General features: G+C 74.1%; 23 protein-coding genes. 8 read left to right on the forward strand and 15 right to left on the reverse strand.

The genetic code is table 11. From position 1 onward, the window contains the following. Nucleotides 1-531: 531 nt before the first annotated feature. The 9 genes from AB0G74_RS03385 to rsmI form a co-directional block, all read right to left on the reverse strand. Complete coding sequence (locus tag AB0G74_RS03385; RefSeq protein ID WP_361140045.1) at nucleotides 532-1,407, reverse strand: glycosyltransferase; 876 nt, start codon at nucleotides 1,405-1,407, stop codon at nucleotides 532-534. A gap of 115 nt (nucleotides 1,408-1,522) precedes the next feature. Beyond that, a complete protein-coding gene (locus AB0G74_RS03390) occupies nucleotides 1,523-1,990 on the reverse strand; it encodes a hypothetical protein (protein ID WP_361140048.1) in 468 nt (155 codons plus the stop codon). Between the two features lie 232 nt (nucleotides 1,991-2,222). Further along, a complete protein-coding gene (locus tag AB0G74_RS03395) occupies nucleotides 2,223-2,492 on the reverse strand; it encodes a hypothetical protein (protein ID WP_358826807.1) in 270 nt (89 codons plus the stop codon). Between the two features lie 217 nt (nucleotides 2,493-2,709). Beyond that, nucleotides 2,710-3,609, reverse strand: coding sequence for a 4-(cytidine 5'-diphospho)-2-C-methyl-D-erythritol kinase (locus AB0G74_RS03400; protein ID WP_361140419.1), 900 nt, complete (start codon nucleotides 3,607-3,609; stop codon nucleotides 2,710-2,712). Between the two features lie 11 nt (nucleotides 3,610-3,620). Then, nucleotides 3,621-4,454: a 16S rRNA (adenine(1518)-N(6)/adenine(1519)-N(6))-dimethyltransferase RsmA gene (gene rsmA / locus AB0G74_RS03405; RefSeq protein ID WP_361140421.1), complete on the reverse strand. Its 834-nt coding sequence runs from the start codon at nucleotides 4,452-4,454 to the stop codon at nucleotides 3,621-3,623. A gap of 883 nt (nucleotides 4,455-5,337) precedes the next feature. Next, nucleotides 5,338-6,537: a ubiquitin-like domain-containing protein gene (locus AB0G74_RS03410; RefSeq protein ID WP_361140051.1), complete on the reverse strand. Its 1,200-nt coding sequence runs from the start codon at nucleotides 6,535-6,537 to the stop codon at nucleotides 5,338-5,340. 152 nt (nucleotides 6,538-6,689) lie between these two features. Then, complete coding sequence (locus AB0G74_RS03415) at nucleotides 6,690-7,562, reverse strand: TatD family hydrolase (protein WP_361140054.1); 873 nt, start codon at nucleotides 7,560-7,562, stop codon at nucleotides 6,690-6,692. 180 nt (nucleotides 7,563-7,742) lie between these two features. Then, nucleotides 7,743-8,216 carry a hypothetical protein gene (locus AB0G74_RS03420; protein WP_361140057.1) on the reverse strand — a complete coding sequence of 158 codons (474 nt, stop codon included), beginning with the start codon at nucleotides 8,214-8,216 and terminating at the stop codon, nucleotides 7,743-7,745. Between the two features lie 665 nt (nucleotides 8,217-8,881). Then, on the reverse strand, nucleotides 8,882-9,754 hold the full coding sequence (gene rsmI / locus AB0G74_RS03425; RefSeq protein WP_361140060.1) for a 16S rRNA (cytidine(1402)-2'-O)-methyltransferase: 873 nt from the start codon (nucleotides 9,752-9,754) through the stop codon (nucleotides 8,882-8,884). 616 nt (nucleotides 9,755-10,370) lie between these two features. Here rsmI and AB0G74_RS03430 point away from each other — a divergent pair. From AB0G74_RS03430 to AB0G74_RS03445, 4 genes are all read left to right on the forward strand, one after another. Further along, nucleotides 10,371-12,098, forward strand: a complete 1,728-nt coding sequence (locus AB0G74_RS03430) for a phospholipid carrier-dependent glycosyltransferase (protein WP_361140063.1) — start codon at nucleotides 10,371-10,373, stop codon at nucleotides 12,096-12,098. Nucleotides 12,099-12,297: 199 nt separating this feature from the next. Further along, entirely contained in the window at nucleotides 12,298-13,956 is a 1,659-nt protein-coding gene (locus AB0G74_RS03435) for a penicillin-binding transpeptidase domain-containing protein (RefSeq protein WP_361140066.1), read from the forward strand. 678 nt (nucleotides 13,957-14,634) lie between these two features. After that, entirely contained in the window at nucleotides 14,635-15,135 is a 501-nt protein-coding gene (locus AB0G74_RS03440) for a YbaK/EbsC family protein (protein ID WP_361140069.1), read from the forward strand. Next, nucleotides 15,119-15,520: a helix-turn-helix domain-containing protein gene (locus AB0G74_RS03445; RefSeq protein WP_361140071.1), complete on the forward strand. Its 402-nt coding sequence runs from the start codon at nucleotides 15,119-15,121 to the stop codon at nucleotides 15,518-15,520. Before AB0G74_RS03440 ends, AB0G74_RS03445 begins: the two co-directional genes overlap by 17 nt. Nucleotides 15,521-15,636: 116 nt before the next feature. Here the strand turns inward: AB0G74_RS03445 and AB0G74_RS03450 are convergent, their stop codons facing one another. Continuing rightward, nucleotides 15,637-16,527 (reverse strand): ABC transporter permease, encoded by an 891-nt coding sequence (locus tag AB0G74_RS03450; RefSeq protein ID WP_361140074.1) that lies wholly within the window; start codon nucleotides 16,525-16,527, stop codon nucleotides 15,637-15,639. Continuing rightward, the gene (locus AB0G74_RS03455) at nucleotides 16,524-17,411 is read right to left on the reverse strand and encodes an ABC transporter ATP-binding protein (RefSeq protein ID WP_361140424.1); all 888 of its coding nucleotides are present in this window, start codon (nucleotides 17,409-17,411) and stop codon (nucleotides 16,524-16,526) included. The genes AB0G74_RS03450 and AB0G74_RS03455 overlap by 4 nt, the downstream gene beginning before the upstream one ends. A gap of 336 nt (nucleotides 17,412-17,747) precedes the next feature. On the opposite strand from AB0G74_RS03455, the gene AB0G74_RS03460 reads away from it, so the two are divergent. The 4 genes from AB0G74_RS03460 (at nucleotide 17,748) to AB0G74_RS03475 (ending at nucleotide 22,721) form a co-directional block, all read left to right on the forward strand. Then, nucleotides 17,748-18,764 carry a MarR family transcriptional regulator gene (locus AB0G74_RS03460; RefSeq protein ID WP_361140077.1) on the forward strand — a complete coding sequence of 339 codons (1,017 nt, stop codon included), beginning with the start codon at nucleotides 17,748-17,750 and terminating at the stop codon, nucleotides 18,762-18,764. Between the two features lie 277 nt (nucleotides 18,765-19,041). Beyond that, entirely contained in the window at nucleotides 19,042-20,103 is a 1,062-nt protein-coding gene (locus AB0G74_RS03465; protein ID WP_361140080.1) for a DUF5954 family protein, read from the forward strand. A gap of 91 nt (nucleotides 20,104-20,194) precedes the next feature. Beyond that, a complete protein-coding gene (locus AB0G74_RS03470; protein WP_361140083.1) occupies nucleotides 20,195-21,328 on the forward strand; it encodes an NADAR family protein in 1,134 nt (377 codons plus the stop codon). Nucleotides 21,329-21,422: 94 nt separating this feature from the next. Continuing rightward, nucleotides 21,423-22,721 carry a penicillin-binding transpeptidase domain-containing protein gene (locus AB0G74_RS03475; protein ID WP_361140085.1) on the forward strand — a complete coding sequence of 433 codons (1,299 nt, stop codon included), beginning with the start codon at nucleotides 21,423-21,425 and terminating at the stop codon, nucleotides 22,719-22,721. 194 nt (nucleotides 22,722-22,915) lie between these two features. Here AB0G74_RS03475 and AB0G74_RS03480 read toward each other — a convergent pair whose 3' ends face one another. The 4 genes from AB0G74_RS03480 to AB0G74_RS03495 form a co-directional block, all read right to left on the reverse strand. After that, on the reverse strand, nucleotides 22,916-23,152 hold the full coding sequence (locus AB0G74_RS03480) for a hypothetical protein (RefSeq protein ID WP_361140087.1): 237 nt from the start codon (nucleotides 23,150-23,152) through the stop codon (nucleotides 22,916-22,918). Continuing rightward, nucleotides 23,145-23,435 (reverse strand): hypothetical protein, encoded by a 291-nt coding sequence (locus tag AB0G74_RS03485; RefSeq protein WP_361140090.1) that lies wholly within the window; start codon nucleotides 23,433-23,435, stop codon nucleotides 23,145-23,147. The genes AB0G74_RS03480 and AB0G74_RS03485 overlap by 8 nt, the downstream gene beginning before the upstream one ends. A 161-nt stretch (nucleotides 23,436-23,596) precedes the next feature. Next, nucleotides 23,597-24,796, reverse strand: coding sequence for a helix-turn-helix transcriptional regulator (locus AB0G74_RS03490; protein WP_361140093.1), 1,200 nt, complete (start codon nucleotides 24,794-24,796; stop codon nucleotides 23,597-23,599). Nucleotides 24,797-24,981: 185 nt separating this feature from the next. After that, complete coding sequence (locus AB0G74_RS03495; RefSeq protein ID WP_361140096.1) at nucleotides 24,982-25,758, reverse strand: SDR family NAD(P)-dependent oxidoreductase; 777 nt, start codon at nucleotides 25,756-25,758, stop codon at nucleotides 24,982-24,984. Nucleotides 25,759-25,852: the final 94 nt, after the last annotated feature.

Raw genomic sequence — 25,852 nt, forward strand, 5'->3', positions numbered from 1 at the left:
CCTGGTGTTGTCGGCGGTCCGCGCCACCGTCGCGGCTGGTCGCGCAGTTCCGCCCCCTATGCCTTCGGCAATGGGGGGACCCCCAGCGCCTTGGCCTTCCGGGTGAGGCTTACAGACCCGGGTCCCGCCCGGCGGCCTGGTGTTGTCGGCGGTCCGCGCCACCGTCGCGGCTGGTCGCGCAGTTCCGCCCCCTATGCCTTCGGCAATGGGGGGACCCCCAGCGCCTTGGCCCTCCGGGTGAGGCCCACAAACCCGGGTCCCGCCCGGCGGCCTGGTGTTGTCAGCGGTCCGCACCACCGTCGCGGCTGGTCGCGCAGTTCCCCGCGCCCCTAAATGCTCTCCCTCTCGCCGCACAAGTGGGAGGCGGGCTCCCAGTCGGGGCGTTGCCCTGACAAGGGCCAGGAGACGGGCAACCAGGGGCGCGGGGAACTGCGCGAGCAACCACATGCGGTCCGCGGGCCGCGAACAACATCAGGCCACACGGCGCGCTACGGGGCCGAGCCCCAGGGCGCGGGGACCCGGGGAGGGGGGTCAGATGATCGGGGGGCGGCCCAGGCGGGTCATGCGCCAGACCGTGGACCACCGCATCGGCTTCCTCGGCGGGCACGGCGTCCTCACGCCCTCCGCGAACCCCCCGAACCACGCCCGCAGCCCGCTCGCGGACCGTGTCCGCAGCAGGGTGAGCGCGGTCCACACCCCCAGGTACAGCGGCACCAGCGGCGCCGGGAGGTGCCGCTTCGCGAGCCAGACCCGGTTGCGCGCGACCATGCGGTGGAAGACGGCGTGCCGGGTGGGCGAGGTCCAGGGGTGGCGCAGGACCAGCTCGGGCTCGTAGAGGATCTTCCAGCCGTGGTCGAGGGCGCGCCAGGCGAGGTCGGTCTCCTCGTGGGCGTAGAAGAACGCCTCGGGCCAGTCGCCGGTCTGGTCGAGCATCTTCATGGAGAGGCCGTGGCCGCCGCCGAGGAAGGTGGTGACGTAGCCGCGCCGCATCGGGTCGCTCGCCCGCAGCCGGGGGACGTGGCGGCGGGCGGTGCGGCCCTGTTCGTCGGAGATCCGGAAGCTGACGACGCCGAGGGTGTCGTCCTGTTCGTAGAGCTTGACGAGCCGGGAGAAGACGTCGGTGTCGATGAGGAGTCCGTCGTCGTCGAGGTCGACGACGACATCGACCTCTCCCAGCTCGCGGAGTTTCGCGATGGCCGCGTTGCGTCCGCCGGTGACGCCGAGGTTCTCGGGGAGTTCGACGCCGGTGACCCCGTCGGGGAGCGGCGGCAGCGGGGCGCCGTTGCCGACGACCACGATCCGGCTCGCGGGGGTGTCCTGCCGGGCGACCGATTCGAGCAGCTCCGCCAGTTCGGCGGGGCGGTTGCCCATGGTCAGGATCGCGACGCCGACGCGCGGTTGACGCACCAATGAACTCTCCGCTCCTCAGGGGTGATGCGTTCGGATGCTAGTCGCTGACGGCTCGGGCGCGCGGGGCGGGGCGCCCGGAGCGGGCCACGGCGCGTACGGCGGGGCGTCCGGGTCAGAGCAGTGCCGTGAACGTGGCGAGGGTGATCGCGCCGCCCGCGACCGCCATCGCTCCGGCGACCTTGGGCAGGGCGAGTCCGCCCGCGACGAGCACGGAGGCGAGCAGCAGCGCGCCCGCGAGGGGCAGCCAGGCGTGCAGGGCCCCGGCGGGTCCGGTGCGGATGAGTTCCTTCGTACCGGGTTTGAGGACGACGGCGAGTACGGCGCCCTTCTCGACGGCGACGGACTTCTCGATGGTGAGCCCGGTCCTGGCGGGCGCCGAGTCGTCGGGGACGTACGGGCCGGTGCAGGTGTCGTCGCCGCAGGCGGCGACGGTGATCGTGCCGCGTTCGCGGTCGCCGCCGAGGAGGACGTGGCGCGCGGAGTCCCAGGACGCCCAGGAGCCCGCGACGAGCAGCAGTAGGGCGATGGCCCCCATCAGCACACGGCGGCCGTGCAGGAGCACGATGTTCACGGAGGCCATGAGCCCGGATCCTTGGCCATGGGTGCGTACCGCGTCAACTGCCGGTCGAGGCAAGGTCCCGGTCCGGGCCGTGTCCGGGGCGGGCGGCGTACGGCGGCGGGGGCGACCGACCGCGTACGGCGCCGGGGGCGGCGGGGTCGGCGGGGTCGACGGAGGCGGCGGGCGGCGGATGACCGCGCCCGGACGGCGGGGTGTCCCCTCGGGGTGTCCCCTCCGTCCGGGCGCGGCGGTGTCAGCGGGTGCCCGCGATGCCCTCGAAGCCACCGCCGGAAGCGATGTCCGTGGCCCAGCCGACACCGAAGCCGGCGGCGTAGGCGTGGGCGGTCTCGGCGAAGCCTTCGATCTCGCCCGCGGCGAAGATGTTGTGCGGCTCGGCGGAGGCGATGTACTGCCCGCCGCCGCCCGCGGTCACCGGCTCGTGCGCCTGCGCGGGGGCCGCGACGGCGGCGAGGGCCAGCGCGGCACCGGCGGTCACCAGTGCCTTGCCCAGGATGCTCTTCATGGGTTCCTCTCCGAGCCCGGTCATCGGGACGGGGCTCGGCCCCAATCGACCACGGGGCGGCGGGTGCTGACGGCACCACACACCGGGGGACCGCTCCGATCACCCGAAAGATCGGGCGGGGTGCGGCCCGTGGACGCACGCGTGTCCGGAGGGGCGGCGCGGCGGTACGGGGCGCCGGTCGGCCGGGCCCGGTCGGGGACACGGGCCCGGCCCGCCGTCAGAGGATCGTCGCGCCCGCCGCCGGGGACGTCGCCGTACGGGCCGTGCGGCAGGTGCCCGACGCCGTCAGGGCCGCCGCGACCGCGCGCGCCGACTCCTCGTCCTTCACCAGATACGCCGTCGTCGGACCCGAGCCGGAGACGATCGCGGCGAGCGCGCCCGCCGCGAGACCGGTGTCGAGGGTGTCCTTCAGCGCCGGGCGGAGGGAGAGCGCGGCGGGCTGGAGATCGTTGGCGAGGGCAGCGGCGAGGGCCGTGGCGTCGCCTGATCCCAGGGCCGCCAGAAGCGCCGGGGACGCCTCGGGCGCGGGGACCTCGGTACCGGCGGTCAGCCGGTCGAACTCGCCGTAGACCGCCGGGGTGGAGAGCCCGCCGTCGGCGACGGCGAAGACCCAGTGGAACGTACCGCCGGTGTCGAGGGGTGCCAGCCGCTCGCCCCGGCCGGTACCGAGGGCGGCCCCGCCGACCAGGCTGAAGGGCACGTCGGAGCCGAGTTCGGCGCAGATGTCGAGGAGTTCGGCCCGGGTCGAGCCGAGCCCCCAGAGGGCGTCGCAGGCCAGCAGGGCGCCCGCGCCGTCGGCGCTGCCGCCCGCCATGCCGCCCGCGACGGGGATGTCCTTGGCGATATGGATGTGGACGGCGGGTTCGATGCCGTGGCGGGCGGCGAGCAGGGTCGCCGCCCGGGCGGCCAGGTTCGTCCCGTCCAGCGGTACGAGATCGGCGCCGGGGCCCTCGCAGGTGACAGTCAGGGCCTGTGCGGGCCGTACCGTCACCTCGTCGTGGAGGGAGACGGCGAGAAAGACATTGGCCAGGTCGTGGAAGCCGTCCGGGCGGGCGGCGCCGACCGCGAGCCGGACGTTGACCTTCGCCGGTACGCGTACGGTGACGGCGCCCTCCACGGCGCGGCCGGTCACTGCTTGGCCTCCGCGATCCGGGCGAACTCCTCGACGGTCAGGGCCTCGCCGCGGGCCTGCGGCGACACCCCGGCGGCCACCAGGGCCCGCTCGGCGAGCGCCGGGGACCCGGCCCAGCCCGCCAGAGCCGCCCGCAGCGTCTTGCGGCGCTGGGCGAACGCGGCGTCGACCACGGCGAACACCTCACGCTTCGTGGCCGTCGTCCGGGGCGGATCGCGGCGGACCAGGGAGACGAGCCCCGAGTCGACATTGGGCGCGGGCCAGAACACATTGCGGCCGATGGACCCGGCGCGCTTCACCTCGGCGTACCAGTTGGCCTTCACGGACGGCACGCCGTACACCTTGTTCCCGGGCCCGGCCGCCAGCCGGTCCGCGACCTCCGCCTGCACCATGACGAGGGTCCGCTCGATGGTGGGGAACCGGTCCAGCATGTGCAGCAGGACGGGAACGGCCACGTTGTACGGCAGATTCGCCACCAGCGCCGTCGGAGGCGGGCCCGGCAGCTCCTCGACCAGCATCGCGTCCGAGTGCACGAGGGAGAAGCGGGGCGCGGACGCGGGCGTCCGGGCGAGGACCGTGGCGGGCAGGGCCGCGGCCAGTACGTCGTCGATCTCGACGGCCACGACCCGCTCGGCGGCCTCCAGCAGCGCCAGCGTGAGGGAGCCGAGCCCCGGGCCCACCTCCACGACGGTGTCATCGGGCCGGACACCGGCGGTCCGGACGATCCGGCGGACGGTGTTGGCGTCGATGACGAAGTTCTGGCCGCGCTGCTTGGTGGGCCGTACGCCGAGGGCCGCGGCGAGTTCCCGGATGTCGGCGGGACCGAGCAGGGCGTCGCCGCGGTCGCCGCAGTCGCTGCAGTCGCTGCGGTCGCTGCTTTCGGGCTCGGACGCGTCGTGGAGGTCGGTTTCGGGATCGGTGCTGCTCACGCCTCCACCCTAAGGGCCCCGGCCCCCGCGCCCGCCCATGCCCGGTCGCACGGTGCCGCGCCGTGCGCCTCCGGCGACGGGGGGACTTCCAGCGCCTCGGCTCTCCGGCTGAGGCCCGCAACCCCGGGCCGCGCCCGGCAGCCTGGTGTGGTTCGCGGCCTGCGGACCGTGGCTGGCTTGTCGCGCAGTTCCGCCCCCTATGCCTTCGGCAATGGGGGGACCCCCAGCGCCTCGGCCCTCCGGGTGAGGCCCACAACCCGGGTCCCGCCCGGCAGCCTGGTGTGGTTCGCGGCCTGCGGACCGTGGCTGGCTGGTCGCGCAGTTCCGCCCCCTATGCCTTCGGCAATGGGGGGACCCCCAGCGCCTCGGCCCTCCCGGTGAGGCCCACAACCCGGGTCCCGCCCGGCAGCCTGGTGTGGTTCGCGGCCCGCACCACCGTCGTGGCCGTTCGCGCAGTTCCCCGCGCCCCTAAATGCTCTCCCCGGCCCCGTTCCTCGGAAAGAGTGCCCGCCTCCCTACAAGGGCGACGAGGAGGGCAACCCAGGGGCGCGGGGAACTGCGCGAGCAACCAGCCACGGTCCGCAGGCCGGGGATTACCCGATGGCGCCCGGCGAGACCGGGTAGTCGGCGGTGCTGTGGAGGGCCAAGGCGCTGGGGGTCCCCCATTGCCGAAGGCATAGGGGCGCGGGGAACTGCGCGACAAGCCACAGGCGGTCCGCAGGCCGCCGACAACGGCAGGGCGCCGGGCGCGGCCTGGAGTCCAGGCAGCAGCAACCGCCCCGGGTCAGAGCAGGCGGCCGCAGTGGGGCCAGGGGGATGCGCCCCGTTGGACGTAGAGCTTCTTCGCCCGGAACGTCTGCTCGGACGCGGGCGCGTCCTGGGGGCGCCCGGTGCCGCCGAGGGCCCGCCAGGTGGGCGGGTCGAACTGGTAGAGGCCCCCGTAGGTGCCCGACGGGTCGACCGCGTCCGGACGGCCGCCGGACTCGCAGCGGGCCAGCGCGGCCCAGTTCAGCCCGTCCGCGCCCGCGACCGACCGGGGCGGGCGGCGGGTGCCGTAGTGGATCTCGCGGGTGACGGGCGGCCGGATCAGCCGCTCCCCCGCCTTGCGGGGCTCCTCCCGCACACCGTCGACGGTCCGCACGGTGTAGACGACCCGGCGGGTGCCCGCCCGGCCGGGCGTGACCACGGTCTCCGTTCCCACGAAGGCGTCGGGGTCGGGGGTGCGCACGGTCGCGTACGGCACCGGTTCCTCCCGGACCTGGCGGGAGCCGCTGATCCGGGTGACCGTGATCGTCCGGCCGTCCCGGGGGAAGGCGTCGAGCGGTACGGACGCGGTGTCCTCGCGGCCGAGGACGATCCCGGCCTCCGCGAGGGCGTCGGCGACGGTCGCAGCGTTGGTGCGCAGGGTGCGGGCCCGGCCGTCGGCGAGGAAGGTGACGGCGCGTTCCGTACGGACGTCGAGGGCGAGGCCCGCCCGGGAGATCCCGGCCGACCGGGACGCCGACAGCCGGGCGCCCTCCGCCCGGACCCCGAGCTGCCGCAGGGCGCCGTCGACGGTGTCGGCGGTGGTCCAGACCGTGCGGCGGGTGCCGTCGAGGGTGAGGGCGATGGGGCGGCCGTAGCGGACGACGACCTCGTCGCCGTCGGCGAGCGCGGCGGCCGGGGCGGGCGCGACGATGTCATGGGCCCCGAAGGCGACGCCCTCCGCCGCGAGGAGTTCGCCGACGTCGTCGGCGAAGGTGTGCAGGGTGCGGGGTACGCCGTCGACGGTGAGCAGGACGGCCTTGTCGCTGATCAGGAAGGCGGAGGTGCCGCCCGCGAGGCAGGCGACGACGAGGGCCTGCGGCAGGAGGCGCCGCAGCAGGTCGGAGGGGGCGGCACGGGGCGGGGCCGTACGCCGCCGTACGCCCCGGCAGGCACCGGGCCCCGCCGGAGCCGGACCCGGACCCGCCGCGCCCTCTTCGTCCGTATCGCTCACGCTCACGCCGCGCTCCGTCCGTCGCCGCCCACTGTGTGGTGGGCCGGGACGGTAGCCGAACGACTGTCACTCTCCAAAGCCATTCGGTCACGCCGTGTCGCGGACGCCGGTCCCGGCGGGCCCGGACGGACCACGGGGCGTTATCGCCCCGTGACCCCTCAGTAGCCGAACGCCTCCGCCGTGTTGGCCGCGACCGCCGCGGCCAGCGTGTCCTCGTCCAGCCCCTTCACCGCCGCCATCGCGCGCAGCGTGACCGGAATGAGATACGGGGCGTTGGGCCGTCCGCGGTACGGCGCGGGCGTCAGAAACGGCGCGTCGGTCTCCACCAGGACCAGTTCGCGCGACGCGACCGCGAGGGCGTCCCGCAGCGGCTGGGCGTTCTTGAACGTGACGTTGCCCGCGAAGGACATGTAGTAGCCCGCGTCGGCGCAGATCTTCGCCATGTCGGCGTCGCCGGAGTAGCAGTGGAAGACCGTACGGTCGGGCGCGCCCTCCTCGGCGAGGACGCGCAGCACGTCCGCGTGGGCGTCCCGGTCGTGGATGACGAGCGCCTTGCCGTGCCGCTTGGCGATCTCGATATGGGCGCGGAAGGACCGCTCCTGGGCGGCGACGCCCTCCTCACCCGTACGGAAGTAGTCGAGACCGGTCTCGCCCACGGCCTTGACGTGCGGCAGGGCGGCGAGCGCGTCGATCTCCGCGAGCGCCTCGTCCAGGGCGCCGTCCCCGCCGGGCGGCCGGACCGACTGCCGGGGCCCGCCGTTCCCCGGGTCCCCGAGGACGATCCTGGGCGCCTCGTTCGGATGCAGGGCCACGGCCGCGTGCACGGCGTCGTACGCGGCGGCGGTACGGGCCGCCCAGCGGGAGCCCTCGATGTCGCAGCCGACCTGGACGACGGTCGTCACCCCGACGGCCGCGGCCCTGGCCAGCGCCTCGTCGACGGTCCCCTCCTGCATGTCGAGATGGGTATGCGAGTCGGCGACGGAGACCCGCAGGGGCTCCGGCAGCGGCGGCGGCGAGGACTTCGAACTCATGCCCGCGATCCTACGGACCCCGGGGGAGCCGGGTGGCGGGCATGGCGCCGGCCCGCTCGCGGGAGGCTGGCGAGCGGGCCGGTGCCATACGCCGCGGGCCGGACGGAGTGAACACGTACCGCACCCCGCCCGGGACCCGGACCATGCGCCCGGAGACCTGCCCTCCGGACGCGCCGGGACTCAGTGGCGGCGGTGCTGGAAGGGGTGCAGCAGATCCGACAGATGCCAGTGGTGCCGGGGCTCCCGGGCGTCCGGCACCGCGGCCGAAGCCGCCGCCGGGGCCACATCCGGCGCGCCCGCCGGGTCCCCGTCCTCCTCCAGCCGGTAGTCCGTCGCGCCGATGGGCCCGGCGATCGGGACCGGCCGCTCCTCCACGACCCGGCCGCTACGGCCGTTTCTGACGGCCCGGTTCAGCACGGACGACACCTGGCCCGCGCGCATGATCCTGACGACATGCCCCCCACAGTTGGCGCAGGTGGGACTGGACAACGGGGACGGCACCCGGGTGCCGTCGGCCCGGTAGACCACGTACTGCCGCCCCTCCGCGTCGACGTGATGCTCGATCTCGTACGCCTGCTCCCAGCCGTGCCCGCAACGCATACACGCGAAGGCGTACGCCTCGTGGACCCTCGCCGCGCCGGTGATCTCACTCATGCCAGCTCCTCTCCACTGAACCAGTGGACGCCCATTCCGGCGGGAGCGCGACAGCGCCTGGAGAAACATGGTGTGGTCTTGGCACTTCCCATGCCGGGAAGCCCTCGGGCCCGGTCAGGGCTTTGCATTCCAGGCTAGCCCTTTACCCTCCACGGGGCCGCGCGGACGCCTCCCGCTGGGGGGTCCAGCGCCTCACCCCTCCCCGGGCCGCGCCCGGCCGCGTGGCGTTGTTCGCGCGGTTCCTCCCCCTATGCCTTCGGCGCTGGGGGACCCCCAGCGCCTCGGCCCTCCACGGGCCGCGCCCGGCGGTCTGATGCTGTTCGCGGCCTGCGGACCGTGGGTGGCTTGTCTCGCAGTTCCCCGAGCCCCTGGGTTGCCCTCCTCGTCGCCCTCGTAGGGAGGCGGGCCTCTTACTTCCCAGGGGCGGTGCCGGGGAGAGCATTTAGGGGCGCGGGGAACTGCGCGAACGGCCACGACGGTGGTGCAGACGGCGAACAACACCAGGTCACCGGGCGAGACCCGGGTCTGTGGGCCTCACCCGGAGGGCCAAGGCGCTGGGGGTCCCCCCAGCGCCGAAGGCACAGGGGGAGGAACTGCGCGACCAGCCAAGACGGTGGTGCGGACCGCGAACAACGGAAGGGCGCGGGGCGCGAGGCCCCCGGAAGCTAGGGCGCGTTCTTCGCGGCGACCACCGCGTCGAAGACCTCCCGCTTCGGCAGCCCCGCCTCCGTCGCCACCGCCGCGATCGCCTCCTTGCGGCGCTCCCCCGCCTCCTCCCGGGCCCGGACCCTGGCCACGAGTTCCGCCGGGGTCAGATCCCCGGGGCCGGGGGCGGGCGCGCCTTCGACGACGACGGTGATCTCGCCTCGTACGCCGTCCGCCGACCAGGCCGCCAGCTCGGCCAGGCCGCCCCGCTTGACCTCCTCGTACGTCTTGGTCAGCTCCCGGCAGACGGCGGCCCGGCGGTCGGGGCCGAAGACCTCGGCCATCGCCTGGAGGGTCTCCTCGATGCGGTGGGTGGCCTCGAAGTAGACGAGGGTGCGGCGCTCCTGCTCGTTCTCGCGGAGCCGGGCCAGCCGCTCGCCCGCCTTGCGGGGCAGGAAGCCCTCGAAGCAGAAGCGGTCGACGGGCAGTCCGGAGAGCGCCAGGGCCGTCAGGACGGCGGAGGGCCCGGGGACGGCGGTCACCCGGATGTCGGCGGCGACGGCGGCGGCGACCAGCCGGTAGCCGGGGTCCGACACGGAGGGCATTCCCGCGTCCGTGACGAGCAGTACCCGGGCGCCGCCGGTCAGGGCGTCGACCAGTTCGGGGGTGCGGGCGGACTCGTTCCCCTCGAAGTACGACACGACCCGGCCGCCCGGCGTCACGTCGAGGGCCTGGGCGAGGCGCCGCAGCCGCCGGGTGTCCTCGGCGGCGACGACATCCGCGGCGCGCAGTTCGTCGGCGAGGCGGGGCGGGGCGTCGCGGGGGTCGCCGATGGGCGTCCCCGCGAGGACGAGGACTCCGCCGGGGGTGGTGTTGGGGGGCGTCTGACTCACGCGCCCCATTCTCCCCCGCGCCCGCGGAGATCTCGCCGCCGCCTTTCCTCGGAGTCCGCGGAGGTCCCCACCGGGCCTTGCCGACCGCGCGCCGGTGGGTGGCTTGTCGCGCGGTTCCGCCCCCTGTGCCTTCGGCAATGGGGGGACCCCCAGCGCCTTGGCCCTCCGGCTGAGGCCCACAACCCCGGGCCGCGCCCGGCGACGGAAGCTTGTTCGCGGTCCGCGCCACCGTCGTGGCTGTTCGCGCAGTTCCCCGCGCCCCTAAAAGCCTCTCCCCGGCCCCGCCGATGGGAAGACGGGGCCCGCCTTCTACGAGGGCGACGAGGAGGGCAACCCAGGGGCTCGGGGAACTGCGAGACAAGCCACAGGCGGTCCGCAGGCCGCGAACAGCATCAGGCGGCCGGGCGCGACCCGGGAGGGCCAAGGCGCTGGGGGTCCCCCCATCGCCGAAGGCACAAGGGGAGGAACCGCGCGAACAGCCACATGCGGCGGCGCGGGCCGCGAACAACATCGCGCCGCCCGAAACGTGCGGCGGGCCGGTCGGAAAGCCGGGGCGCTCGCGGTCCCCCGGCGGCAAAGGCATCGGGCACGTGGGGGATGTCCCTACGATGGCGCGGTGACCAGTACCGCGCCTTCGCCCCTCAAGCGGGGGGACGACGACCCGCCGCCGCCCGCCTGGCCCGCGCGTCTGCGGCGATTCGGATACGTACCCCGGGCGGAGATCGGGCTGCGGGAGCGGCTCGTACCGCCGTACACCAGGCCGTCGGAGCGGTTGTGGCCGGTGCTCGGGGTGCCCGCGCACCGGGTGGGGCCGCTGTTGCGGGTCTCCGCCTGGGCGGGGCCCTTGTTGGTGGCGCTGTTCGCGGGGGTGCTCAGGTTCTGGAACCTGGGCAAGCCGAACGCGGTGATATTCGACGAGACGTATTACGCCAAGGACGCCTGGGCCCTGATCAACCAGGGGTACGAGGGCCACTGGCCCAAAGATGTCGACAAGAAGATCCTGGCGGATCCGTCGGCGGTACCGATCCCCGCCGATCCGGGCTATGTGGTGCATCCGCCGGTCGGCAAATGGGTGATCGGTCTCGGCGAGAAGCTGTTCGGGTTCGAGCCGTTCGGCTGGCGCTTCATGGTCGCGCTGCTGGGCACGATCTCGGTGCTGATGATCTGCCGGATCGGGCGGCGGCTGTTCCGTTCGACGTTCCTGGGCTGTGTCGCGGGGCTGCTGCTCGCCGTGGACGGGCTGCATTTCGTGATGAGCCGGACGGCGCTGCTCGATCTGGTGCTGATGTTCTTCGTCGTGGCGGCGTTCGGCTGTCTGCTGATCGACCGGGACCGGGCGAGGGCCCGGCTGGCGGGGGCGCTGCCGGTGGACGCGGACGGTTTGCTGCGGCCGGATACGACGGTCGCGGAGACTTTGCGGCTGGGGGCCCGTCCGTGGCGGATCGCGGCGGGGGTGATGCTGGGTCTGGCGGCCGGGACGAAGTGGAACGGCCTGTACATCATGGCGGCGTTCGGGCTGCTGACCGTGTTGTGGGACGTCGGTGCCCGCCGGACGTCGGGCGCGGTGCGCCCGTACCGGGCGGTGTTCCGCCGTGATCTGGTGCCCGCGTTCACGGCGATCGTGCCGGTGGCCCTGGTGACGTATCTGGTGTCGTGGTCGGGCTGGATCTTCACGGACCGGGGGCATCTGCGGAACTGGGCGTCGGAGGGGCCGGGCCGGGAGACGGCCTGGCCGTTCGTGCCGGACTGGCTGCGCAGTCTGTGGCACTACGAGGCGGAGGTCTACGAGTTCCATGTGGGCCTGACGTCGGGGCACACGTACCAGTCCAATCCGTGGAGCTGGATCGTGATGGGCCGCCCGGTCTCCTACTACTACAAGGATCTGAAGCCGGGCAGCGGCGGCTGCGCGGCGGACAGCGCGGGCGGCGGCTGTGCCTCGGAGGTGCTGGCGCTGGGGACGCCGATGCTGTGGTGGGCGGGGTGCGCGGCGCTGGTGTACGTGCTGTGGCGGTGGTTCTTCCGCCGGGACTGGCGGGCGGGCGCGATCGCCTGTGCGGTCGCCGCGGGCTGGGTGCCCTGGTTCTTCTACCAGGAGCGGACGATCTTCGTGTTCTACGCGGTGGTCTTCGTACCGTTCCTCTGTCTGGCGGTGGCGATGCTCGTGGGGGCGATCCTGGGGCCGCCGGGGGCGTCGGAGACCCGGCGGGCGGTGGGGGCGATCGGTGCGGGCGTCCTCGTCCTGCTGATCGTCTGGAACTTCATCTACTTCCATCCGCTGTACACGGGCACGGTGATTCCGTTGAGCGAGTGGCAGGACCGTATGTGGCTCGATACCTGGGTGTAAGTAGCATCTTTTGGGTCGGATCGGTGGTGTCACCGGCCCCGGGGGTCCCGGTCCCGTAACGGTCCCGCCTGGCTGTCGGTGGCCCGTCCTAGGCTGGGCGGGTCGGATGTCGTACGGCCGGAGGACGACGCCCGGCCAGGTCAAGAGGTTTCGCGGGGCCCGCCGGACGGCGGGCCCCGTATGGGGAGGGGCGCGTGTCATGCGCAGTGGAGTCAAGGTCGCCGTAGTCGGCGGGGTCTTCCTGGTCGTAGCCGGCGGGGTCGCGTACGGCGGCTACAACCTCTACGAGGGGATGACCGGCGGCAACCGGGAGAACGGGCTGGCGGAGAAGAAGACGGGGCCGCCGACGGCCGAGGAGGTCGAGCGGACGGCCCGGGACTTCCTGACGGCCTGGGCCGGGGGCGAGCCGGACGCGGCGGCGCAGCTCACCGACGACCCGGTCGCGGCGGGGCCGCTGCTCGGCGGCTACCGCTCGACGGCGAAGGTGTCGGCGGCCGAGATCACCCCGGCGGCGGCCGTCGGCCCGAAGGTGCCGTTCACCGTGAAGGCGACGGTGACCTGGGAGGGCCGCAGCAAGCCGTGGACGTACACCTCCGAACTGACCGTGGTGCGCGGTGAGTCCACCGGGCGGGCGCTGGTCGACTGGCGGCCCTCGGTGCTGCATCCGAAGCTGACGGCGACGACCGAACTGTCCACGGGACCGGCCGGTACGCCGCCGGTGAAGGCGCTCGACCGGGCGGGCCGGGAGCTGACACGGGAGAAGTACCCGTCCCTGGCGGGGGTGCTGGACGGGCTGCGGAAGAAGTACGGCGAGGCCGCGGGCGGCAAGCCGGGCGTCGAGCTGGTCCTCACCTCCTCGAACGAGTCCGCGCCCGACCAGACGCTCCTCACCCTCACCGAGGGGGAGCCCGGTGAGCTGAAGACCACCATCGACGCCGGGGTGCAGGCCGCGGCGGAACGGGCGGTGGCGAAGACGCCGAAGGCGTCGGTCGTCGCGGTCAAGCCCAGTACCGGGGAGATCAGGGCGATCGCCAACAACCCGCCGGGCGGCTACAACACGGCGCTGCTGGGCACCCAGGCCCCCGGCTCCACGATGAAGATCGTGACGGCGGCGATGATGCTGGAGCACGGGCTCGTCTCCGGGGCGGACAGCCCGGTCGAGTGTCCCGCGACCGTGCAGTGGAACGGCCGGACCTTCGAGAACCTGAAGCGGTTCGAGGTGCCGAACGCCACCTTCCGGCAGGCGTTCGCCCGCTCCTGCAACACCACCTTCATCAAGGCGATCAAGCCGCTGACGGAGAAGGGCGTGGCGGGGTCGGCGCTGGGCGAGACGGCGCGGAAGTACTTCGGTCTCGGACTGGACTGGAAGACGGGCGTATCGACGTACGACGGCAGCGTGCCGGATTCGGAGGGTACGGAGACGGCGGCGTCGTACATCGGCCAGGGCCGGATCACCATGAACGCGCTGAACATGGCGTCGGTGGCGGCGACGGTGAAGAACGGCGCGTTCAAGCAGCCGACGATCCTCGCGGCGGGCGCGGTGGGTGGCGGGGGCGCGGGTGACGCGGGTGACGCGGACTTCGCGACGGCGCAGCCGATGCCCGCGTCCATGGCGGCCACCCTGCGCGCCCTGATGCGGGCCGACGCGACGACCGGCTCGGGCAGCAAGGCGATGGCCCGCGTCGGCGGCGACAAGGGGTCGAAGACGGGTTCGGCGGAGATGGGCGGCCAGGAGACCAGCAACGCGTGGTTCGCCGGGTACGCGGAGGATCTCGCCGCAGCGGCGGCGGTCCAGTCCGGCGGCCGCGGCGGCGAGGCGGCGGGCCCGGTCGTAGCGGCGGTCCTCTCGGCACGATGACCCGGGGGCCGGAGCCGCTTCGGGGTCCCGGGCCCCTCGCCTTTCCCGGGCCGCGCCCGGCGCCCTGCCGTTGTCGGCGGTCTGCGGACCGCCTGTGGCTTGTCTCGCAGTTCCCCGAGCCCCTGGGTTGCCCTCCTCGTCGCCCTCGTGGCGACACGGGCCCCCTTTTCAGGGGCGGGGCCGGGGAAGATCTTTTAGGGGCGCGGGGAACTGCGCGACCAGCCAGCCACGGTCCGCGGGCCGCGAACTACACCAGGCCGCTGGGCGAGACCCGGCGTTGTGGGCCTCACCCGAAGGGCCAAGGCGCTGGGGGTCCCCCCATCGCCGAAGGCATAGGGGGCGGAACTGCGCGACCAGCCAGCCACGGTCCGCAGACCGCGAACTACATCAGGCCGCTGGGCGGGACCCGGGGTTGTGGGCCTCACCCGAAGGGCCAAGGCGCTGGGGGTCCCCCCATTGCCGAAGGCATAGGGGGCGGAACTGCGCGAACGGCCACGACGGTGGTGCGGGCCGCGAACAACACCAAGCTGCCGGGCGCGCGGCCCGGGTGCGACCCGGCAACCAGGAGGGCCGAGGCGCTGAGGACCCCCGGGAGGCGGCGCACCCGGGAAAGCGCCACACTCCCCGGAGCGCAAACGCGTCGCGGCCCCGCGGCCCGTCCCGCTACCGTCACCTCGTATGAGTGCCAACAACAGCAGCCCCGCCCCCGCCGCCCATCCCCGCTTCGCCGCCGCGCTCGCCGAGGCGGGGCTCGACCTGCCGGTCCGGGGGTTTCCGGAGGCGACCCGGACCGCCGTCGAGGCCGCTGCCGCCATCGGGTGCGATGTGAGCGAGATCGTCAAGTCGCTGATCTTCACGGCGGACGGTGTGCCTGTGCTGGTGCTGATGGACGGCTCGTCCCGGGTCGACGTCGAGCGGGTCAGGGCCGAGTTGGGTGCCGGGGCCGTCAAGCGGGCGGACGCCGATCTGGTCCGTGCGACGACCGGGTACGCCATCGGGGGCGTACCCCCGTTCGGTCATCTGACCCGGACCCGGGTTCTCGCGGACCGGGGGCTGCTCGCCCACGACGTGGTGTGGGCGGCGGCCGGTACCCCGCATACCGTCTTCCCTCTCGATCCGGAGTCCCTGGTCAAGCATGCGGGCGCGACGGTCGTGGATGTCCGTGAGCGCACGGCCTGAGGTGGCGGCCCACAGTTCTTCGGCCGGTCTGCCCGAGGCCGCCGATCTGCGGCGGTCCGATTCCCTGGCGCGGGAGATCTTCTCGGACGTCGCCAACAAGTGGGCGTTTCTGATCATCGAGGCGCTGGGGGACCGGACCCTGCGGTTCGGGGAGCTGCGGAACGAGATCGACGGCGTCAGCCACAAGATGCTGACGCAGAATCTGCGGATGCTGGAGCGGAACGGGCTGGTCGAGCGGACGGCGCATCCCACGGTGCCGCCGAAGGTCGAGTACGCGCTGACCGAGCCGGGCCGGGCCCTGCGGGCGACGGTCTCCGCCATGTGCGGCTGGACGCAGCGGTTCCTCGGCGATATCGAGGAGGCCCGCCGCCGCTTCGACGGCTGACCGCCGCGAACCGGCGGGCGCACCGGCCAGCAGGACCGGCCCGCCCGTTCAGCCCGTACGCCGAGCCGGTACGCCGACCCGACTGTTCAGTCCGTACGCCGAGCCGGCCCGCCGGGTCAGCCGGTCCGCCGCTGGGCCCGCTCCCGGCGGGCCGAGACCGCCGAACCGGACTCCCGGCGGGCCATCCGCCGCAGTATCAGAGGGGCGAGCGCCAGGCCCGCGACCGCCCACAGGCCCAGCACCCCGGCGGCCTCCCACAGCCGCCAGGAGCCGCCGGGTTCGGCCGCCGCCGCCCCGTCGGGGAGGAGGGCGGAGCGCGTACCGTGGCCGAGCCAGTAGACCGGGGTGAACCCGGCCGCGCCCTGGGCCCAGCCCGGCAGCGCCGTCACCGGGTGGAAGATCCCGGAGACCGCGATGGTCGCGAGTACGGGCAGCTGGACCAGGCCCTGGGCGCGGCTGGAGGAGATCAGGGACCCCAGTACGGCGCCGACGGGCAGGGTCGCGAGGATGCCGAGGACGACGACCCAGCCGAGGGTCGCCCAGGCGGTCGCGCCCTCGACGGCGAGTCCGTCCACGATCAGCGCCCCGGGTACGAGGAAGATCGCCAGGTCGATCAGGAGTCCGCCGCCCACGGCGACGACCTTGCCGATGAGATAGCCGCGGATGCCGTACGGGGTGGCTCTGGCCCGGAGCAGGGTGCCGTCCTCGCGGTCGGCGGTGAGGTGCTGGCTCATCATCACCATGCCCATGGCGATGTTCATGCCCAGCACACCGGGCAGGACGAGGGTGCCGAACGGCAGCCCGGACGAGCCGAACTCCCGGTCCCGGAGCAGGAAGAGCACGATCAGCAACAGGGTCGGCCAGAGGAAGTGCGAGGTCAGATCGGCGCCGTTGGTGAAGGACTGGCGGAGTTCGATCAGCCCGCGCCCGACGCCCGCGCGCAGGACGGGGCGTCCACCCGTACGGCCGATGTCGGTGGCGACGGCGGGCGTCGTACGGCTGGTCATCGTACGGCTCCCCGCGCGGCGGCGGCCCGTTCCCCGGGCTCACCGGCGTCCCCGCCGTTCGCCAGCAGCGCGGCGTAGGTGTCGGCGAGGGACGCCCGCCGGATCTCCAGTTCGCGCAGCCCGTCGCCGTGGCGGCGGAAGAGTTCCCGGGCGAACCCGGTGGAGTCGGCGGTGGCCGCGGTCCGGCGGCGGCCTCCGGCCGTCCAGCGGACCTCGTCGGGGACGGCGTGTTCCCGGGCCAGCGCGGCGGCGGTGCCGTCGGCGACGATCCGGCCGCCGGAGAGGACCAGGATCCGGTCGGCGAGCCGTTCCGCCTCGTCGAGGTCGTGGGTGGTGAGCAGGACCGTGGTGGCCTCGTCGGCGGCGAGCCGCCGTACCAGCGTATGGAACGCGGCCCGTGCCTCGGGGTCGAGGCCGGTGGTCGGTTCGTCGAGGAAGAGGACCTCGGGGCGGCCCACCACGCCGACCGCGATGTCGAGGCGGCGGCGCTGCCCGCCGGAGAGGGTTCGGATCCGGGCGTCCGCGCGGTCGGTGAGGCCGACGGCGGCGATCAGTTCGCCGGGGTCCCGGGGGCGGGGCGTGCCGGGGGTGCCGTAGGGCGCGTAGTAGGCGCCGAGGTGGGCGAGGAGTTCCCGGACCCGCCATTTGCCGTGGTCGCGCCAGGACTGGAGGACGACCCCGGTCCTGGCGCGCCACGCCTCGTCGCCGCGGGCCGGGTCCGTGCCGAGGACCTCGACCGTCCCCGCCGACCGGGTCCGGAAGCCTTCGAGGATCTCGACGGTGGTGGATTTGCCCGCGCCATTGGGTCCCAGCAGGGCGAGGATCTCGCCCCGGTGGGCGCGGAAGGTGACGTCCCGGAGGACGTCGCGGGTGCCGTAGCGCATCCGCAGCCCCGCGACGTCGAGCACGACCGGACCACAGCCGGGGTCGGGGCCGGGGCCGGGAGGGGTACAGGGGCCGGGAGCCGGGTTCCGCCCCGGCTCCCACGGCGGCCGGACGTCGGCGCCGGAATCGTTCATCGCACTGCCCTTCTCTTCACGGTGCCGTGAAAGCTAGGGTGCGGTGCCATTCGGCGAACAGCCATACAGCGGCCGGATCGCCATGTTCCACCGGGGAGACGGCCGTTTGTTGCAACGGTGCTGATGGTGAACGCTTCGGCGGCCGTCGGACGTCCGTTGCAATGGGCTGACGGTGAAGACCGGCGGGGAAGGAGGGGCACGATGCCCGGTGGCAGGCTGACCCGGGACGAGCGGCGGCTGATCGCGGAGGCGCTGGCGGAGGGCCTGGGGTACGCGGCGACGGCCCGGCGGCTGGGGCGGCCGACGTCCACGGTGAGCCGTGAGGTGGCCCGTAACGGCGGGCCTTCCGGTTATCGCGCGGAGTACGCCCACCGGGCCACGGCCTGGCGGGCCCGCCGCTCGGGACCCGGCGGACCCCGCGACCCCGGCGACCCCGGCGGCCCGGACGACCCGGACGGCCCGGAGGACACCGACTCGGCCACCGGCCCGGGCGGCCCCGATGTGCCGGCGTTCCGGGCCGAGTTCGCCGCGTTGATGGTCGGTACGGGCCTGCCCCGGATGGCGGCCCGCGTCCTGACCGAACTGTTCCTCGCCGATGCCGACGGGCTGACCTCGGCGGAGCTGGTACGGCGGCTCCGGGTCAGCCCGGCGTCGGTCTCCAAGGCGGTCGGCTATCTGGCGCCGCTCGGCGCGGTCCGGCGGGAACGGGAGCCGGGGCGGCGGCGCGAACGGTACGTACTGGACGACGACATGTGGACCGGGGCCTGGGCATCGAGCACCCGCTCGATCACCCTCTGGGCGGAAACCGCGCGGCGCGGTACGGGGATCGTCGGCGCCGGGACCCCGGCGGGCGTCCGGCTGGACCGGATGGCGTCGCTGTTCTCCCGGCTCGCCGCCGATATGGACACCGGCCCGGTGGACCTGGCGGACGGCGAGGACGCGCTGACCGTACTCGCGGCGCTGGTCCACGCGGGCGCCCCGCTGACGGCGGACGCGCTGGCGGCGGCGCTGGGCTGGACCGGGGAGCGGGTGGTCCGGGCGATCGGAACGGCGGAGCGGCATCCCGGCCTGACGGATCCCGTCGCACCGCTGCGGGCGGCGTCCGGTACGTACACGGCGGCGGCCCGGCCGGACCGGCTCGGACCGGCCCGGCGGGCGGCCCTCACGGCGGCCGGACGGACGCCGGGGCCCGGCCCGGTACACACCCCGCATCCCTGACACCGCTCCTGCCCCCGCTTCCCGCCCGGCTCGGCTCGGCTCGGCTCGGCAGCCTCACAACCGGCCACGGCCCCCACCACCCCCACCCCACGAGTCGCACCACGCCACCCACGCCACCCCCGGCGCCATCACCCGCGCCACCCCCGTTCGAACACGCACACCCATCAACTCCCCACCGAGGAGCGGGCGTTCGACGTTTCCCGTGCGAAACGTACTCTTCCGGCCAGTTGAAGTCCCCTCAGCACGCGGAACGATCCCACACCACAACAATGTGCGCATGGCTGATGACTGGAAGCGACGGATCGACCGGCTGCACGAGAACCTGGTACGGCGCGACGACCCGGCGGCCTGGGTGACCGAGGCCGATGCCGTCGAGTCCTCGTACCGCTATCCGGATCTCCTGGTCCGCGGACCGGTGTTCGGGCTCGCCGCCCAGCACACCGGCGGCCGGGACCCGGCCCTCGGCCCCTGGCGCGACGGGGGCGACGACGGCGCGTGGCGCGTACTGAAACCCCTGATCAGCGGCTCCCCACAGGAGGCCAGGGACAGTCTGAACTCCTTCCTCTGGTTCCGCGCCAAGGACGACACCGACGACCCCCGGCTCCGCCGCAGGCTGCTCGACGCCGTCACCGTGCTGGAGAACGAGCCCGCCGACGAGATCGAGGTACTCGGCTGCCGCTACCGGGTGGTGCGCGCCGACGAGTTCGCCCGCCGGGGCGACGACGGGCTCGAACCGCCCCGCCCCACCGACCCCGAGCCCGGCAACGACCACTCGTGGGACGGCGACCGGGACCGGGTCTGGCCGGAGGTCGGGCTGGACATCGACCCCGACCGGGAGGACGGTCTGATGGCGGGGGCGATGAAGCTGGGGCTGCGCTCCTTCTCGTACTCGGGTCCCCTCTTCCCCGACCACGTCCGCCGCGATTCGGAGCTGGCGGCCGAGCGCTACCCCGATATCGCGCTGCTGCCGGTCGGCTTCAGCGTCGTCGAACTCGCGGACGGCCGGTGGACCACCCGGGGCATCCTGCTGCCGTCCCCGCACGACGCCCGGCGCAGTCTCTTCGACGGGATGAACGAGTTCTGGCCCATGCTGTACGAGTTCGACGAGGAGGAGCGCGCGGAGTACGCCCGGGTCGCCGAGGAGTTCAAGGCCGCGGGCCGGGCCGACGAGGCCAGGGTCGGCGACTCCCTCTACCGGGTCTGCCGGATCGAACGCGCGCTCCGCTGCGGCCCGGACGGGCCCGAACCGCCGCGCCCCTCCGACCCCGACGGCTGGGGCCCGATGAAGCTGCACCCGACGATGGACGACGACGGCACGCTCCACTACGACGACGAATAGGCGTCCGGGCCGTACGCGGTACGGCACCGATGGCGCGGCGGCGACGACCGCCGCGTACCGGCCCGGGGGAAGCACGGCGCAGAATACGGGGATGATCCCCAGCAACAAGATCGTCCACCGGAAGGCCGACGGCCGGCTGATCCGCGGCACCTGGCGCCCCGCCTTCATCCGCAACGGCGGCACCCACTTCCTCACCGAGCTGTACGTCTACGCCGACGGCATCGTGGACGCGTGGGGGCTGCTCACCCTCGCCGAGTTCGAGCGGAAGCTGGCATCCGGCTGGGTGGCGACGTCCCTGCCGGAGGGCGGCCGGGCGTCCGCGCACCATCTGGCGGCATGGCGGTTCCAGGAGCCGCAGACCTGGTACACGCCGGAACTGCTGCTCGCCGAGGTCCGCGACACCATCGACGAGCTGAACGGCCGCCCCGACTCGACCGGCCGGTGCCGGGCGCTGATCGATGTCTTCATGGCCGACCGCACGGAGGCCAACCGGCTCGCCGTCCGCGCCGCCTATCTCGCGATACCGGAGACGACACGGCGGTACGCGCTGGGCGACATGGACCTCAAGGACCAGCCCCTGAGGGTGCTCGCGGCGGGTGTCGGCGGCCGGGACGAGGAAATCGACGAGACCGTCACGCGGGAGGACTACGAGGAGGCGATCGGCTACTTCGCGGCGATCGGCCGGTGGGGCCCCGCCCCGGCCGGGGAACGTACCGCCGGGAAGGGCACGGCCGGACGGTTCTCCTCCGTCCATATCCCCCACTCCTACCCGCAGGGTTCGGACGACCCGGGGAAGGAAGCCCTCCGGATCACCTATCCGGCGTCCTTCGACTACGAGGGCACCACCTACCCCACGGTGGCCCACGCGTTCCTGGCCCTGTCGACGACCGACCCCGCGATCCGGGCCGCCGCCGCCGCGGCCGACACCCCGGGCCGGGCGAAGCGGCTGACCGCGGACGCCCCGCGCCCGGTGGACTGGGACCGGACCCGGCCCGCCGTGATGGCCCGGCTGCTCGACGCCAAATTCGCCCAGCACCCCGCCCTCGCGGCGATCCTGCTGGCCACCGGGGACGAGACGATCCTCTACGACGAGTACGACGACACCGACTTCTGGGGCGACAACGGGGGCCGGGGCCGCAACTGGCTGGGACGGCTGCTGGAACTCACCCGCGCGAGCCTGCCCGCCGCACCCGCACCTTCGGCGCCTGAGGACCGGACGAAGTGAGGGACCGGCGGGGACCGTGAGAGGTTTGGAACAGACCTCTGCCAACTCGCCAGTGGACCAGACCAGTTGGTGCCTCGCGTCCTAGGATGTGGCGATGCCCACCGCACCCCTTCGTGCCCTTCGTCGTGCCGTCTCCGGCCCCGTACTCGTCGCCCTCGTGGTGCTGTCGTCCTTGTCGTTGACGGGGTGTACCTCGGACGACGTGTCGCCCGTCCCGCCGGACGTGTCACCCGGGGCGAGCCGGATGGAGCCGAAACCCGCCGGAGGGCCGGGTGACATTCTCGTCGCGGGCCGGGCGGTCACCGGATCGGAACCGTCCGGCATCCCGAAGGCCCCGTTCCGCCGTACGTACACCGACGGCGAGGTCTACGCCTCCGTCACCGGCTACCGGTCCCTCAGCTTCGGGGCGGCCGGGGTGGAGAGCATCCGCAGAACCGAACTCGACGCGGGCCGGGACGTCCCCACGACCATCGACCCCGCCGCCCAGCGGGCCGCCTTCGACGGACTGCGCGGCCGCACCGGCGCGGCGATCGCGGTCGACGTCCGGACCGGGGAGATCGTGGCCCTGGTCAGCGCCCCTTCGTACGACCCCGGATCCTTCGCCGGGAACACCGGGGCCGACGCGGAGATGTGGCGGCGGCTGCAATCGGCCGAACCCCGGCCCCTGCTCAACCGGGCCGTACGGGAAGCCGAGAACCCGGGCGGGGCCGCCCATCTGGTGGTCGCGGCGGCGGCGCTGGAGAAGGGCCTGGTCCGCTCGGTCGACACCCCCACCCGCAGCCCACTGGCCTACGCCATTCCCGGCACCACCACCCGTATCAACGGCCCCTCGCCCCGGTGCGAGAACGCCGACCTGCGGATCGCCCTCAAGCACGGCTGCGGCAATGTCTTCGCGGCGCTCGCCGCCGATCTGGGCGCCGGACCCCTGGAGTCCACGGCGCGAGCCCTCGGCTTCAACGACGACAACCTGAAGACCCCCGTCCGCGCGGCCGAGAGCGTCTGGCCGAGCGATCCCCCGTCCCGGGCGGACCTCGCGCTGACGGCCAACGGACTCGCCGACGTCACGGCCACCCCGATCCAGCTGGCACTGCTCCTCGCCACCCTCTCCAACGCCGGCGCCCGCCCGGCCCCCCGCCTGCTGGCCACCCCCGACGCCCCCGCCGACACCCGGCGCGCGCTCTCCCCCCGTACGGCGGTCCAACTCTCCGGCGCCCTGTCCGCCCCCCTCACGGCCCGGGTCCCCGCCACCGGCACGACCTGGTCCCTGTCGACGGCCCACACCCCGTCGGGCCGCACCCTCGCGGTCGTCGTCACCCTCGCCGCCACGAACGACACCGCAGCCGACACCACGGCGGCCGCCACGGCGATCGCCCACCGCGTCACCGCCGGATAGCCGCCTCTACGCCCCGTCCCGCCCCGGCCCCGGAGTGGGGATCGAGACATCCTCCGGACAGGCATACACGACCCGCCCCGGCCCACTCGCCCGCTCGATGTATGCCACCTCGACCGGCGCGGTCGTCGTACGTCCGCAGACACAGCACACGGCGGACAACGCCTGCGGCGGCGGGCCGGTCAGCCCCTCCACGGTCATCGCCCCGGCCCCTCGTACGGGCCCGGCAGCCAGATCCCGCCGTCCACCACGAGCAGCGTCTTCCGCCGCGCCCGCCGCTCGTCCGCCTCACGCCGGAAGATCTCCGCGGCCTCCTCCTTGGTGGGCCCGGTCCAGGGCCGCGCCCAGGGGTCGGGCGGCGGCCCCGCCGGGAGCCCGGATGACCTCGGCCGGTCCGGGGCCCGGCGCAGCAGGCGTCGTACGAGGTCACGCATCGGCGTCCGGCTCCCCGTCCACCGCGGCACCGCCCCGGCTCCTGACCGAACCGTCGGCGACGGGGCCGGAGTCCGCGAGTGACTGCCCGAACGGCTCGTGCCCGGGATGGCGCCGCAACAGCACATCGCAGTCGGTGACCCGCGACAGATCACCGGCCGCGCGGGCCCTGCCGCGCCGGACGACCAGAGCCGCGCACAGGGTGCAACCGGGCACCGGGCTGGGGGGATCCAGCGTCGGCCGGAAGACCGCCGGAAAATGCGCGGTCGCCTTCGAAGCCACCATGGCGTCGTGTCCTTCGGGAGTGCGGTGCCCCGACACGGGCCCACGACGGCGAGTGCCGTCGTGGGCCGTGCTGGGCCGGGCACACGGCACGCTAGAAGCTCCCGGCCACCGGCCCCAGGGCCGTACCGCCCCCGGCGGGTATCCGCCTGGGACAGGGCGTCCTACCGGGTCAGCCCGAGTCGGTCGGCCAGTCGCAGTATCTCCGCGTCACGGCGCGGGGCCCGTTCCCGGAGGTCCGAGACCAGTCGGCGGGACGTGGAGTGGTACCGCATCCACTCCGGCGCCTCGGTCTCCGCCCGCAGCAGCGCCTGTTCGGCCGCGCGGTCGCGGCCGAGGTCCGCGTAGGCGAGCGCCCGGTCCACATGGAAGCGGGCCCGCCAGGTCGGCGGCATGGAAGACAGGTCGGGGATGGTCCGGACGGTCCGGAGCGCCTCCTCACCGCGGTCCATCTCCACCAGGAAGTTGACCGTGGCGACTCCCGCGTTCGTCCGCCCGAACGGGGTGGCGTACACCAGGATGTCCTTCCCCATGCTCTCGGCGGCACCGTTGACCAGCCGGAGCAGATCGTGGACCGTCCCGTGGTCCTTCCGCCGTACGGCCGCGGTGGCGGCCCGCAGCAGCAGGATGCCCCAGAGCGCCAGCTCCCGCGCGGACGACCGGAATCCCGGCTCGATCCGGTCCGCCCGGCCGAGGGCGACCCGCTCGGCATCCGCCAGCCGCCCCTGCCGGGTGAGGACCCAGGCCAGGGTGGAGACCGCCAGGGTTTCCAGACCGGGATCGTCGCACCGGCGGATCGCGGCCAGGGAGCGCTCCATCGCGGTGTAGGCGGCGTCCTCCTTGCCGAGGGCGGTGAGTGTGGTCGCCGCGATCTGATACGCCTCCGCCAGCACGGAGTTCGCGGCGGCGGCGGCCGGCCCGTCGAAGGCGTGCGCGGCGGCCCTGGCGTCACGGATCAGCGGTGGCAGCAGCACCCCGATCTCGCCCATCCGGCCCTCGCGCCGCACCGCCTCGGTCGACCGCAGGGCCGCCCGCAGCGCGTCGATTCCCGGCGGGTCCTCGGGGTCGGGCTCGTCGCCCAGGAGATCCGTCACCGGGGAGACGGCCCGCCGGAGCGCGAGGACCGACGGGGACCCCTCCGGGTCGGCCGCCCCGGACGCCTCGAAGGTGCCGGGCTGGCCCACCAGATGGCTCGGTTCCGTATCGAGGGCCCGGGCCAGCGCGTTGATGCTGGAGAGCCGCGCCGTTCGCCGCCGCCCCTGCTCCAGTTTCCGTACGACATCGATGGAGAGCCCGGCCCGCTCGGCGAGTTGCTCCTGCGTCAGCCCGCGCCGCAGTCTCAGCTCGGCCAGTCGGTCGCCCATGCCCGATTCGAAAGACACCGCCACCCCCGTCGGAAGGTCGGTCTTCCACGGTACGCCGGTCGCCCGCCCCGTATCCGGGCCTGTGGACAACGGTCACCCCGGCGCGGACCGAAGGGGGCTCGTGCCGGGTACCGGCCCGGGGACGGTACGGGAGCGGCCCCGGACCACCCCCGTACCGGCGGCGCCTACTCCGGCTCCGGCCCCGCCGTGATCGCCGCGAACGCCTGGTGGACCGCCAGCAGGCCGCCGTCGACCCGCAGGACCGTGCCCGTGATCCAGGACGCGTCGCGGGAGGCGAGGAAGGCGACCGCCGCCGCGATGTCGTCCGGTTCGCCGACCCGGCCCAGGGGGTAGACCCGTTCGGCGAGGGCGTCGAGGAGTGCCTCGCGGCCGTCCCAGTTGCCGGTGCGGATCGTGCCCGGGTTGATCTGGTTGACCCGGACGCCGCGCGGGGCCGCGTCGCCCGCCAGGGTGCGGGTCAGGGACGCCAGGCCCGCTTTGGCGGCGCTGTAGGCGTGGTTGCCGAAGTCCGCCTCGGCGTTCACGGAGCCGATGTTGACGATCGCGCCCCGGCCGCCGGCCGCCAGATGGGGCAGGGCCGCGCGGGCGGTGCGGACCGCTCCCATCAGGGTGACGTCCAGGTCGCGGCGCCACACCTCGTCGGAGTCGGCGGCGATATCGGCGTCCCAGGCGGACGCGAAGGCGTTGTTGACGACGACGTCGAGCGTGCCGAACGCGGTGACGGCCCGGTCGACGGCGGCGTCGACCTGCGCCTGGTCGGAGACGTCGCAGAGGGCCGCCTCCGCGCCCGGTATCGCCGCCGCCGCGGCCTCGACGGCGGGCCCGTCGATATCGGTGAGCAGTACCCGCGCGCCCTCGTCCGCCAGTCGGCGCGCGGTCGCCGCGCCGATACCGCGGGCCGCGCCCGTGATCAGGACCCCGTAACCCTCGAAGCGTTTCATGGGCCGAACGTACCTTCTTGATCGCCGCGTCCGGCAGTCCCGGGCGGGGCCGTGATCGGATTCCGTACGCGGCCCGCCGGGCGGCCGGTCCGCC

The sequence above is a fragment of the Streptomyces sp. NPDC020875 genome, from assembly GCF_040641415.1.
Classification (GTDB): Bacteria; Actinomycetota; Actinomycetes; order Streptomycetales; family Streptomycetaceae; genus Streptomyces.